Source organism: Rhizobium sp. PAMB 3182, from assembly GCF_052908355.1.
Map to the genome: position 1 here is coordinate 2,155,764 of NZ_CM128607.1, position 12,327 is coordinate 2,168,090.

The 12,327-nt window shown below is 61.5% G+C and carries 12 protein-coding genes; 1 reads left to right on the forward strand and 11 read right to left on the reverse strand.

All coding sequences use genetic code 11. The features are described 5' to 3' along the window. Window positions 1-24: 24 nt before the first annotated feature. The 7 genes from accD to ACU5AZ_RS10615 form a co-directional block, all read right to left on the reverse strand. Window positions 25-951 carry an acetyl-CoA carboxylase, carboxyltransferase subunit beta gene (gene accD / locus ACU5AZ_RS10585; protein WP_446822348.1) on the reverse strand — a complete coding sequence of 309 codons (927 nt, stop codon included), beginning with the start codon at window positions 949-951 and terminating at the stop codon, window positions 25-27. Window positions 952-995: 44 nt separating this feature from the next. Continuing rightward, window positions 996-1,835, reverse strand: a complete 840-nt coding sequence (gene trpA / locus ACU5AZ_RS10590; protein ID WP_446822349.1) for a tryptophan synthase subunit alpha — start codon at window positions 1,833-1,835, stop codon at window positions 996-998. A gap of 2 nt (window positions 1,836-1,837) precedes the next feature. Continuing rightward, window positions 1,838-3,058 carry a tryptophan synthase subunit beta gene (gene trpB, locus ACU5AZ_RS10595; protein ID WP_446822350.1) on the reverse strand — a complete coding sequence of 407 codons (1,221 nt, stop codon included), beginning with the start codon at window positions 3,056-3,058 and terminating at the stop codon, window positions 1,838-1,840. Then, window positions 3,055-3,729 carry a phosphoribosylanthranilate isomerase gene (locus ACU5AZ_RS10600; RefSeq protein ID WP_446822351.1) on the reverse strand — a complete coding sequence of 225 codons (675 nt, stop codon included), beginning with the start codon at window positions 3,727-3,729 and terminating at the stop codon, window positions 3,055-3,057. The genes trpB and ACU5AZ_RS10600 overlap by 4 nt, the downstream gene beginning before the upstream one ends. Window positions 3,730-3,787: 58 nt before the next feature. Then, on the reverse strand, window positions 3,788-4,561 hold the full coding sequence (locus tag ACU5AZ_RS10605) for a M48 family metallopeptidase (protein ID WP_446822352.1): 774 nt from the start codon (window positions 4,559-4,561) through the stop codon (window positions 3,788-3,790). A gap of 93 nt (window positions 4,562-4,654) precedes the next feature. Beyond that, window positions 4,655-5,101, reverse strand: a complete 447-nt coding sequence (locus tag ACU5AZ_RS10610; protein WP_446822353.1) for a DUF2852 domain-containing protein — start codon at window positions 5,099-5,101, stop codon at window positions 4,655-4,657. Window positions 5,102-5,271: 170 nt separating this feature from the next. Beyond that, a complete protein-coding gene (locus ACU5AZ_RS10615) occupies window positions 5,272-6,546 on the reverse strand; it encodes a polyhydroxyalkanoate depolymerase (protein ID WP_446822354.1) in 1,275 nt (424 codons plus the stop codon). 422 nt (window positions 6,547-6,968) lie between these two features. On the opposite strand from ACU5AZ_RS10615, the gene ACU5AZ_RS10620 reads away from it, so the two are divergent. After that, window positions 6,969-7,634 carry a nitroreductase family protein gene (locus ACU5AZ_RS10620; protein ID WP_446822355.1) on the forward strand — a complete coding sequence of 222 codons (666 nt, stop codon included), beginning with the start codon at window positions 6,969-6,971 and terminating at the stop codon, window positions 7,632-7,634. 60 nt (window positions 7,635-7,694) lie between these two features. Here ACU5AZ_RS10620 and gyrB read toward each other — a convergent pair whose 3' ends face one another. From gyrB to mltA, 4 genes are all read right to left on the reverse strand, one after another. Further along, on the reverse strand, window positions 7,695-10,130 hold the full coding sequence (gene gyrB, locus ACU5AZ_RS10625; RefSeq protein ID WP_446822356.1) for a DNA topoisomerase (ATP-hydrolyzing) subunit B: 2,436 nt from the start codon (window positions 10,128-10,130) through the stop codon (window positions 7,695-7,697). 144 nt (window positions 10,131-10,274) lie between these two features. Continuing rightward, window positions 10,275-10,640, reverse strand: a complete 366-nt coding sequence (locus ACU5AZ_RS10630; protein ID WP_446822357.1) for a helix-turn-helix domain-containing protein — start codon at window positions 10,638-10,640, stop codon at window positions 10,275-10,277. Then, the gene (locus ACU5AZ_RS10635; protein ID WP_446822358.1) at window positions 10,637-11,209 is read right to left on the reverse strand and encodes a Smr/MutS family protein; all 573 of its coding nucleotides are present in this window, start codon (window positions 11,207-11,209) and stop codon (window positions 10,637-10,639) included. The genes ACU5AZ_RS10630 and ACU5AZ_RS10635 overlap by 4 nt, the downstream gene beginning before the upstream one ends. After that, complete coding sequence (mltA, locus tag ACU5AZ_RS10640) at window positions 11,209-12,324, reverse strand: murein transglycosylase A (protein WP_446822359.1); 1,116 nt, start codon at window positions 12,322-12,324, stop codon at window positions 11,209-11,211. The genes ACU5AZ_RS10635 and mltA overlap by 1 nt, the downstream gene beginning before the upstream one ends. Window positions 12,325-12,327 lie beyond the last annotated feature (3 nt).

Here is a 12,327-nt window from a genome sequence, read left to right on the forward strand (position 1 = left end):
GCGGCAAAAGAAGCGAACGCGCGATTATTCTGCGGCTTCTGCCTTGGGAGCAGGTTCTGCGCTTGCAGGCGTCCGGTCAATTTCCTCGCGCACGCCATCCACCGGCTTTTTCATCAGGATCTTCAAGAGCCGTGCCAGCGTATCGGGGATATCGTGCCGGCGGACGACCATGTCGACCATGCCGTGCTCCAGCAGATATTCGGAAGTCTGGAAGCCTTCCGGCAGCTTTTCGCGCAGTGTCTGCTCGATCACGCGCTTGCCGGCAAAGCCGATTTCGGCGCCCGGTTCGGCCAGGTGGATATCGCCGAGCATTGCATAGGAGGCCGTGACGCCGCCGGTGGTCGGATTGGTCAGCACCACGATGTAGGGCAGACCCGCTTCCTTCAGCATGTTGACGGCAACGGTCGTGCGCGGCAGCTGCATGAGCGACAGAATGCCTTCCTGCATGCGCGCGCCGCCGGAAGCCGGGAACATGACGACGGGGCATTTCTCGGCAATCGCCCGCTCGAAGGCCTTGATGATCGCCTCGCCGGCGGCAATGCCGAGCGAACCGCCGATAAAGTTGAAGTCGTGCACGATGGCGACGAGCTTCAGCCCCTTCACCTTGCCGACGCCGGCATTGATCGTGTCTTCGGCATCGGTCTTGGCGCGGCTGTCGCGCAGACGGTCCGAGTACTTCTTGGAATCGCGGAACTTCAGCGGATCCTGCGCCACCTTCGGCTGCGGCAGGGATTCGTACTGGCCATTGTCGAAGAGCGTCCGCAGACGATCCTTGGCCGGCATCTTCATGTGATAGCCGGACGCCGGAATGACCCAGAGATTTTCCTCAAGATCCTTGTGAAAGACCATTTCACCGGTTTCTGGACATTTGATCCAGAGATTTTCCGGCACTTCGCGGCGGCCGAGCATGGAATTGATCCGCGGCCTGACGTAGTTGGTTATCCAGTTCAAAGCTCTTGCTCCTGAAATTTCAAACTAAATGCGGATTACACCCGCTATTCGGCGGCAACAAGGCGTGCCGACCGCGCGCCCGAGGCCAGTCCGCTGACCAGCGTCGCCACCGCCTGCACCGTATCCGCCGTCGCCTTGCCGTCCTTGGTCAGGCTCGACGCGATCTGGTTGACGATCGCCGTGCCGACCACGACGCCGTCGGCGGACGCGCCGATCAGCTTGGCATGCTCGGCGGTCTTGACGCCGAAGCCGACGCAGACCGGCAGATCGGTGTGGCTCTTGATCCGCTTCACCGCGCCGGAGACCAGCGACGGATCCGGCAGGGAGGAGCCGGTGATGCCGTTCATCGAGACATAATACACGAAACCGGAGGAATTTTGCAGAACCCTCGGCATGCGCTTGTCGTCGGTGGTCGGGGTCGTCAGGCGGATGAAGTTGATGCCCTTGGCCACGGCCGGAATGCAGAGCTCGTCATCCATCTCCGGCGGCAAGTCGACAACGATGAGGCCGTCGATGCCGGCCTCAATGGCCTCGTCGACGAACTTCTCGACGCCGTGGATGTAGATCGGATTGTAGTAGCCCATCATCACGATCGGAGTGTCGTTGTCCGTCTTGCGGAAATCACGGGCGAGCTGCAGCGTCTTGATGAGGGTCTGGCCAGCTTTCAGCGCACGCTGACCGGCCATCTGAATGGCGGGGCCGTCGGCCATCGGGTCGGAGAACGGCATGCCGAGCTCGATGACGTCGGCGCCGGCTTCCGGCAACGCCTTCATGATGCCGAGCGAGGTCTCGTAGTCGGGGTCGCCGGCCATGAAGTACGTGACGAGCGCCGGGCGGTTTTCCGCCTTCAGGTCGGCGAAGCGTTTGTCCATACGTGCAGTCATGATCAGAGGCCCATTCCGAGAATCTTGCCAACGGTGAAGATGTCCTTGTCGCCGCGGCCACACAGGTTCATCAGGATGATCTGGTCCTTGCCCATCTTCGGTGCGCGCTTGACCACCTCGGCCAGCGCATGGCTCGGCTCCAGCGCCGGAATGATGCCTTCCGTGCGGGTCAGGAGCTGGAAGGCGGCCAGCGCCTCGTCATCCATGATCGGCACATATTCAACGCGGCCGCTGTCCTTCAGCCAGGAATGCTCGGGGCCAATGCCCGGATAGTCGAGGCCCGCGGAGATCGAATGGCCTTCCTTGATCTGCCCGTCGCTGTCCTGCAGCAGATAGGTGCGGTTGCCGTGCAGAACGCCGGGACTGCCGGCGGTCAGCGAGGCGCAATGCTCTTCGCCGTCGAGACCCTTGCCGCCGGCTTCGACGCCGACGATGCGGACCGACTCGTCATCCAGGAAGGGATGGAAGAGACCGATGGCATTCGATCCGCCGCCGACGGCAGCGACCAGCATGTCCGGCAGGCGGCCTTCGGCGGCCATCATCTGCTCCTTGGCCTCCGTGCCGATGACCGACTGGAACTCGCGGACCATTTCCGGATAGGGATGCGGGCCGGCGGCCGTGCCGATGATGTAATAGGTGTCGTCGACATTGGTGACCCAGTCGCGCAGCGCCTCGTTCATCGCGTCCTTCAGCGTGCCGTGACCGGAGGTTACCGGCCTGACCTCGGCGCCCAGCAGCTTCATGCGGAAGACGTTCGGGGCCTGACGCTCGACGTCGGTCGCGCCCATGTAGACGACGCAGGGAAGACCGAAACGGGCGGCAACGGTGGCGGACGCGACGCCATGCTGGCCGGCGCCGGTTTCGGCGATGATGCGGGTCTTGCCCATGCGCTTGGCGAGCAGGATCTGACCGATGCAGTTGTTGATCTTGTGGCTGCCGGTGTGATTGAGCTCGTCGCGCTTGAAGTAGATCTTAGCGCCGCCGAGTTCTTCCGTCAGGCGCTCGGCGAAATAGAGCGGGCTCGGACGGCCGATGTAATGCGTTCCGAGATGCGCGAGCTCGGCCTGGAATTCGGCATCCGTCTTTGCCCGGTTCCACTGTTCCTCAAGCTCGAGGATGAGCGGCATCAGGGTCTCGGCGACGAAGCGCCCACCATAGATGCCGAAACGTCCGTCCTCGTCGGGACCGGACCGGAAGGAATTGGGCTTAGGCGTCTGGTTCACATCATTCTCCCTGTGCCGGCCGTCTTCATCGGCTTGTCGGGCACCGCATCAAAAAACTGGTCGAGCAAGGCGAGATCCTTGACGCCCGGCTCGGATTCCACACCGGAGGATACGTCGATCCCCCTCGCCCCGGTCATCAGAACCGCCGTTCTGACGTTGTCCTTGTCCAGGCCTCCCGAAAGCATGTAATCAATGTGATCGTCAAGACTGTCCATCAGGCTCCAGTCGAAGCTGACGCCATTCCCGCCGGGCAGTTCGGAGCCCTTCGGCGCCTTGGCGTCGAAGAGGAAACTGTCGGCAACGCCTTCATAGGCATCGACCTTTTTCAGGTCGTCGGCGTCGCGAACCGAAAACACCTTCATGACCGGCAGGCCGAACAGCGCCTTCAGGTACAGGATGCGCTCCGGGCTCTCGCTGCCGTGCAATTGCAGGATATCAGGCTTCAGGAGCGCAACGATCTCCTCCAGCGTCTCGTCATCGGCGTCGACAGTCACGGCGACGACCTTGACCCGGCCACGGACCAGATCGGCGAGCTTTCCGGCCACATCCGGCTCTATGTTGCGCGGGCTTTTCTCGAAGAAAATGAAGCCGATATGCGTGGCTCCGCGCTCGACAGCGCGCAACACCGCTTCAGGCGTCTTGAGGCCGCAGATCTTGATATCCGGTTTCATCTGGGCGGAAGTGACATGAAACGGTAAAAGAGTCGAGAAAAATCGCCATCCGCGGCCGTCAGACAGCCGACGGTCCGAAGTCGATCGCGTGCAGCAGCGTGCCGTTCTTCTTCAGCCACACCTTTGCCTCGTCCGTTCGCGGGCAGAGCTTTTCGCACAGCGCCCAGAAACGCGGCCCGTGGTTCATCTCGCGGAGATGGGCGACTTCGTGGGCGGCGAGATAGTCGATGACGAACGGCGGCGCCATGACGATGCGCCAGGAGAACGACAGCTTGCCGTCGCTCGAGCACGATCCCCAGCGGCTGCGGGTATCCTTCATGGTGATCGACTTGTACGGCCGGCCGGCCGCCTTCGAATGGATCGCCACGTAGGATTCGATATCACCGCGTGCTTCCTTCTTCAGGAAGTCGGCGACGCGGCGGCCGGTGTGTTCTTCCATGCCGCTGACCGTCAGGATGTGACGGCCTTCGCGTTCGATGCTCTGGGTCAGCCCACGCAGCTTGCCGGTATGCTCGATCTGGTGGCTGACGCCGCGCAGGTGGATTTCGCTGCCGTCTCGAAGGGTCCGGTCGTCGCCGAACCGCGACAACCTGTCGGCCAGCCATTCCTGATGGCGCCGCAAAAAATCGTCGACGTCGCGGCGCGGAACGCCGGGCGGAACGGTCATCTTCAGGAGGTTGCCACCGGGCTCTATCCTCAGCGTGATGCGAGTGGAGCGAGGGTTGCTGCGGATCACCAGCGGCATCGGCCTGCCATCGACGTCAATGGTCGTCTTGACCACGCCAGGTGGCTTCGGCAATTTGTTCCTGACACGCTCAATCAATCCGAACATGCCCTCTTCTATCCGATTCGAATCTGTTGTCGCCAAACAAAAACCGGCATCCATTCGATGCCGGTCCTCTTTTCAGATCAACGGTATCAGCGCTCAGGATCCGGTATAACCGGGGACCGGGTTACCGTTGTTACCGCCATCCTGTCGCCTGGACGGACGGTCGCGCATGAAACGGTCGAACTCTTCCTGGTCCCGCGCCCTGCGCAGTTCGCGCATGTACTCGTCGAAGTCGGCACGCATCTCATCGAGCTTGCGGCGTTCTTCCTCCAGCCGTTCCAGTTCCTGCCGGCGCCAGTCGTCGAAGGCGACGTTGCCGGTTGAGAAATGCGGACGGCCGTATCGGCTACGGCTCGACCTGCAGCCGGCGAAAATTCCGTCTGCTTTCGAGTTCATGTCCCGCTTGAATTCCTGCAAGCGTTCGCCGAACAGGATGTAGGCAAGCATAGCCAGACCGAGAGGCCAGAAAATGACGAAGCCCAACACCATCAGTGCGATCGTTGCCGGCGTCCAGTCGGGACGAAGCAATGCTGACTGGTTCATTGTGAGTTACCTCGCTTTCCTCGGACCGGCAGGATGCCGAACCGATGAGTTTGATGTGGTAACCCGCCAATTCGGGTTCAAGCATATGTCACCCGAATTCGGACAATCGTCTGTTTTACAACCGATTTATCGGGATCGCGCCGGCGGTTGAAGCGGCCTTGCGTGCCGCCTCAGGCCTTCCCGCCTTCAATGACCCGTGGGGTCAAGGCCTTGCGGCCAGAACTGTGGGTACGCGCGAAATCGACGATCATCGGTACGATATCGCGGCGGAAGCGCGATCCGTTGAAGACACCGTAGTGACCGACATCAGCCTGCACGTAGTGCATGCGCTTCTCGTTCGGAATGCCCGGACATATGAAATGCGCGGCCTCGGTCTGGCCGACGCCCGAGATGTCGTCGTTCTGGCCTTCGACGGTCAGGAGGGCGACATTATGGATCGCCTTGGTATCGACCTTCCGGCCGCGATGCTTGAACCGGCCGTTGGGAAGCGAGTGCTTGATGAAAACCTCGTCGACCGTCTGCAGGTAGAACTCCGCCGTCAGGTCCATCACCGCCAGATATTCGTCGTAGAAGTCGCGATGCTTTTCGGCCGAATCACCGTCATTCTTCACCATGTGGAAGAAGAAGTCCTTCTGGGCGATCATGTGCCGGTCGAGGTTCATCGACATGAAGCCGGAGAGTTGCAGGAAGCCCGGATAGACCGGGCGCAGGAAGCCCGGCTGCGGCCACGGCACGTTCATGATGACATTGTCGCGGAACCAGTCGAGCGGCTTGCTCTGCGCCAGCTTGTTAACCGCCGTCGGATTGACGCGGGTGTCGATCGGGCCGCCCATCAGGGTCATGGACGCCGGTACGCAGGGATCGCTGTCCATTTCCATGACGCCGACAGCGGCAAGCAGCGGGACCGAAGGCTGGCAGACGCCAACGGCGTTCACGCCCGGTCCCATGAACTGAAAGATCTCGACCAGGTAATCGATGAAATCGTCGAGGTCGAAGCGGCCTTCCGCAACCGGCACCATTCGGGCATCCACCCAATCGGTGATATAGACATCGGCATGCGGCAGCAGCGCCTCGACCGTTCCGCGCAGCAAGGTCGCATAGTGGCCGGACATGGGTGCCACGAGCAGGATGCGCGGGTCCTTGCCGTGATTGGCAGGCAGGACGCGCTCGAAATGAATGAGTTTGCAGAACGGCTTGGACCAGATCACCTTTTCGTGGACCGAAACGCGCTCTCCGGCCACCTCGGTCTCGCTCAGACCGAACTCCGGCTTGCCATAACGGCGCGTGGCACGTTCGAAGACCTCGAGCGAGGCCGCAAGCGATCGTCCGAGCATCGTGTGGGACAGCGGGTTCAGAGGATTGCGATAGGCCATCCGCCACAAATCGGCTCCCGCCCTGACGGGCGCGACCATGGCATGGTTCAATTCGTAGAGTTGATAAAACATGGGAAACGCCACCTTTCTGGTCCGGATATCCCACGCAGCTTGCCCATGGCTTGTCAGGCAGTGCGACCACCGCGGGCACCATATCGGTTTGGCCCCGCACGCTTCCTCGGCAACTGGATAATCCGTCACATTCCGACCTCGGACGACTGCGCACAACGCACGACCGGTTCCGGGTTAACCATGACCCTAGCAGGTTTCTGGTGCGGCGCAACAGGGCCGCTTGTCGCAACGCAAAAGTCAGGGCGGGCAGCTTCCTTGTCCGCTGGCAATCGCGCTCTATTTCCGGCTACGATCTTGCGGTTCCGAACACTCACTTGCAGAGAGAGTTCCTGGATGGATTGCGAAACTCGGCATTTTTAGCCGGATTCTTCAGATTCTCCCTTCACCGATCGAAGGAGGAGTGATCCATTGAGATCTCGACTGTGCCGGTGTTTCACGTGAATCACGCAACGAATTCAGACATGGCTTTATTTCTAAAGGAATTCCAGATGTCATTCATCCATCCAAGACAGCCTGCCCACGATATCGATCCGCTCTTCGCAAATCGCTGGTCGCCGCGGTCATTCACTAGCGATCCTTTGCCGGAGTCCGATCTGAAGACCATGCTAGAGGCGGCGCGCTGGGCACCATCCGGCAGTAACCGCCAGCCGTGGCGTTTCGTCTACGGCCTGCGCGGCACGCCGGCCTGGGAGAAGATCGGGCCGGTCCTGATGGAATCGAACTTCCGCTGGGCGCGCAATGCCGGTGCCCTGATCCTGGTCTACTCCAGACAGACGATCCGGGACGACAAGACGGGTGAATCGAAAAATCTCTACAGCCATGCCTTCGACGCCGGCGCAGCCTGGGTGTCGCTCGCCTTGCAGGCGTCCAAACTTAGCTATCATGCCCATGCCATGGGCGGGATTCATCATGACAAGGCGATGGAGATATTCTCCGTGCCAAAGGACTTCCGTCCCGAGGTCGCCATCGCCATCGGCAAGATCGGCGCACCGGAAGACCTGCCGGAAGAACTTCGGTTGCGCGAAGTGCCGAGCGACCGGCTGCCGCTCGACAAGATCGCCGGCGAAGGGATTTTTCCGGAGAGCTGAAACAGAAGACCCGCCGGACGGCATCCGGCGGGTCTTTTCATATCGGCAGAATAACCTCGACTAGATGTCCAGGTTCGCCACGTTCAACGCGTTTTCCTGAATAAAGTCACGACGGGGTTCGACTTCGTCACCCATGAGTCGCGAGAACATTTCGTCAGAATCAACGGCATCGTTGACGCGCACCTGCAGCAGCGAACGGGCATTCGGATCCAGCGTCGTTTCCCACAGCTGCTCGGCATTCATCTCACCGAGACCCTTGTAACGCTGCATCGACAGACCCTTGCGGCCGCTGGCGAAGATCGCGTTGAGCAGCATGCGCGGACCGGAAACCTGGAGGCTGCCTTCCTTGCGGTTGAGCGTCGGCTGCTGCTTGTAGACTTCCTGCAGCCGTGGCGTCAGCTGGTCGATGTAGCGGGCATCGGACGAACCGATCAATGCGCTGTCGAGAACCGCGACTTCCCGCACACCGCGGACCACGCGCTGGAAGCGCAGACCACCCTCGGGCGTCACCTCGCCTTCCCAGCCGCGCTCGGTTTCCTCGGCGATCAGGTCGAGGCGGGTCGCCACTTCCTGCGCCGTGGCGCTTGCCTGTTCCGGCTTGTCGGTCAGTTCGGGATTGAGAATTCCGCAGATCGCGGCCTGCTCGACGATGTCGCGGCTGTAACGGGAATGCAGCCCTTCGACGAGGCTGCGCAGACGCAGGGCGTCGTTGATGACCAGCCGCAGGTCCTGCCCGGCGCGCATTTCGCCATTGCCGAGGGTCAGGGTCGCCTCTTCCAGACCCTGGTCAATCAGGTAATCCTCAAGAGCCTTTTCATTCTTGAGGTACTGGACCGACTTGCCGCGCGACACCTTGTAGAGCGGCGGCTGGGCGATATAGAGGTGCCCGCGCTCGATCAGTTCAGGCATCTGCCTGAAGAAGAAGGTCAGCAGCAGGGTGCGGATGTGGGCGCCGTCGACGTCAGCATCGGTCATGATGATGATCTTGTGATAGCGCAGCTTGTCCGGGTTGAACTCGTCCTTGCCGATCGAGGTACCCAGCGCGGTGATCAGCGTGCCGATTTCCTGGCTCGACAGCATCTTGTCGAAGCGGGCGCGTTCCACGTTGAGGATCTTGCCGCGCAGCGGCAGGATCGCCTGGCTTTCGCGCGAGCGGCCCTGCTTGGCCGAGCCACCTGCCGAGTCACCCTCGACGAGGAAGAGTTCGGACTTCGCCGGATCCTTTTCGGAACAATCCGCAAGCTTGCCCGGGAGCGACGCGACGTCGAGCGCGCCCTTGCGGCGGGTCAGTTCGCGGGCCTTGCGGGCGGCTTCACGGGCGGCAGCGGCCTCGACGACCTTGCCGACCAGCGTCTTGGCCTCGCTCGGGTGTTCCTCCAGCCAGGTCGACAGCGCTTCGTTGACGAGGTTTTCGACCACCGGCCGCACTTCGGACGACACCAGCTTGTCCTTCGTCTGGGACGAGAACTTCGGGTCCGGCACCTTGACCGAGAGCACCGCCGTCAGGCCTTCGCGGCAATCTTCGCCCGACAGCGTGACCTTTTCCTTCTTCAGGATGCCCGACGTATCGGCGTAGGAGGTGACCTGGCGGGTCAGCGCGCCGCGGAAGCCGGCCATATGCGTGCCGCCGTCGCGCTGCGGAATGTTGTTGGTGAAGCAGAGGACGTTCTCGTGGTAGCTGTCGTTCCACCACAGCGCCACTTCAACACCGATGCCGTCCTTTTCGCCGCGAATGTAGACCGGCTTTTCGATCAACGGCTTCTTGGATCTGTCGAGATAGCTGACGAAGGCTTCCAGCCCGCCTTCGTAGACGAGCTCGACTTCCTTGATGTCGGAATGGCGCTTGTCGGTCAGGAGAATGTGGACGCCGGAGTTGAGGAAGGCCAGTTCGCGAAGGCGATGCTCGAGCGTCGAAAAATCGAACTCCGTCTTCGTGAACGTGTTCGTGCTCGGCAGGAAGGTGACTTCCGTCCCGGACCGTCCCTCATAGCTGCCGGTGATCTTCAGCGGCGCATCCGGAACGCCGTGCGTGAAGCTCATTTCATGGACGTTGCCGTTGCGGCGGATCTTCAATTTCAGCGTGACCGACAGCGCGTTGACCACCGACACGCCAACGCCGTGCAGACCGCCCGACACCTTGTAGGAATTCTGGTCGAACTTGCCGCCGGCATGCAGCTGCGTCATGATCACTTCGGCGGCGGAAACACCTTCGCCCGTATGAATGTCCGTCGGAATGCCGCGGCCGTTATCGGTCACGGTCACCGAGCCATCTGCATTCAGCGTCACCGTCACGATGTCGGCATGACCTGCCAGCGCCTCGTCGATCGCATTGTCGACGACTTCATAAACCATGTGATGGAGGCCGGATCCGTCGTCGGTATCCCCGATGTACATGCCGGGGCGCTTGCGCACCGCATCCAGGCCTTTCAGAACCTTGATGGAATCGGCGCCGTATTCGCCGGAAGCGCCGGTTTCATGCTCAGGTGTATCGGTCATTTAAGAAGTCTTTCACTGTTGACGGAGTAAGGCGGCAACCCTTGCGAATCACCGGTTTTGTCCCTGTCGGACTATAGGGAATTTGCCGCAAGTTCCAAATCCATGACGGAGCATTATGGCATAAAACAGGGGATGACGGGCCGTTCAATTCCCGCCTGTCCGCTTTTCCAGGATCGCCGTCAGTTCTCGTACCGTTTCCGGTGACAGATCCCTTATCGCATGTGCCAGCCGATTGGCAAATTCGGTATGCCCGGGAGGAAGGCCGGAGGTGTCGACGACGACCCGCGGATGGGACATGCCGGCGATCAAGAACAGCTCCTCGGCCTCATCCCAGATGATGTTGAAATAGCCCGCCACCCGCTGCAGAAGATCGAAGCTCGGCGGGCTGCGCCGGCCATGCTCCAGCGCCGAGAGATAGGCGGCCGAGACGCCGATGGCGGCGGCCATTTCCTTCTGCGAGACGCCCTTCGCCTGCCTGAGCGCCCGCATGGCTTCACCGAATGGCGTCATGTCTTGTCTTCCCTTGCCCGCGACAGGCGGACATAAATGGCACCCTCTCCCCCGTGCCGCTCAGCGGCGGTTTCGTAGGACGAGATCAGGAAGCGGAATTCGGGCTTGCGGAACCAGATCGGCACCGCCCGCTTCAATGCGCCGTCGCTGCCCATCGAGCGACCCTTGCCGGTGATCACCAGCACATGGCGCATCCCGCGCTGATGCGCCCGGATGATGAAATCGAGCAGCATGTTGTGCGCCTCGCTCTGGACGAGGCCATGAAGATCGATACGGCCTTCGAGCGGAAGATGCCCTTTCTGCAGCTTGCGTTTGACCGGGCGTTCCAGCGGATGGTGGATCCCCTTAGGCTTCTCCTGAGGCGGCGCCTGATAGGAGGGAACATCCCAGTCATCCGGCTTCGCCTTTACGACGGGCGGAGAAACCGGCGCTGCCAGCATTTCCCCGAAATCAACCTCTTCCGGCTCTTCGGCAAAGGCATCCATCCGGCCCGGTAGCGGTTTGGTCGTGCGCGCGACCTTGCCCCAGAGAACGCGTTCCTCGCGGCTCAGTTTCCGATCCCTGGCCATCAGCGGTATCTCGCGGCCGCGGCCTTCGGCACGAGGATGTAGAAGTCGGCCGGGCACGCGACGGCGCCGGCCATTTCGCCCGCCTCATCGCCGGAACCGGTGAATATGTCCCCGCGAGCCGGCCCGGTGATGGCGGAGCCGGTATCCAGCGCCAGCATCAGCCTGGCGAAGTGGCCGGCATCATTCATATGGGTGATGGCTTCGCTGGCGATATAGAAAGGGAAGCCGAAGGTGTGGATGCGCCGGTCGACGGCGAGCGAACGGCCCGCCACAAGCGGGACCTTTGCCGCCGCAATCGGCCCCTTGGCGACGTCATCAACGGCAGCCTCCCGGAAGAATATGTAGGAGCGGTTCTGCCAGTAGACCTCGTCCGCACGGTCCCGGTTCGCCTCCAGCCAGGCTCGGATCGACTGCATCGAAATCGCCTCGCGCGCGATCTCTCCCCTCTCGATCAGGAGCTTGCCGATGCCGGAAAAGCGATGGCCGGCCTTTGCGGCGTAGGTGATCCGCTTCAGGCTGCCATCGGGATAGCGAAGCCGGGCGGCACCCTGCACATGTGTGAAGAAGACGTCGGCCCTGGAGTTCGCCCAGGCGATCTCCAGCCCTCGTCCATCCAGATAGCCGCGTTCGATTTCCCCGCGGTCCGGATAACAGGAAATGACACCATCGCTCAGCAGGCCGAATTCGTAATAGGCGTCCATGTCGGCCGGCCGGTTGGCGTCCGACACATCGACCAGGTCGTCGGGTCTGCGGTAGAACGGGAAGCGGTACATCTCGTCGGCGACAGCGGATACCTCTACCTCCGGTTCGTAGAAGGCGGTCACGAAACCGCGCTCGCCGTCCCTGCGGCGGATGAGAAACGGTTCGCATGTCGCTTCGAAGAAGGCGCGCCAGGTCTGCGGGTTGTTGTCGGTCAGCCGTTCGGCTTGCTCAAGAAGCAAAACAAGATCACTGGCGGTAAGGCCGAGTGATCCCGTTTTGTAAGGTTTGGCAGACTTCAGGTGGGTAAGACAAGCGCGCATGGCGCCTGCCAGAGACGATGGATCGTCCTCCTGCCATCGAGGCAGGTCAGCGAAGGAAACCGGCCTGAGTTCGAAATCCTGTCCTTCGGTCATGGG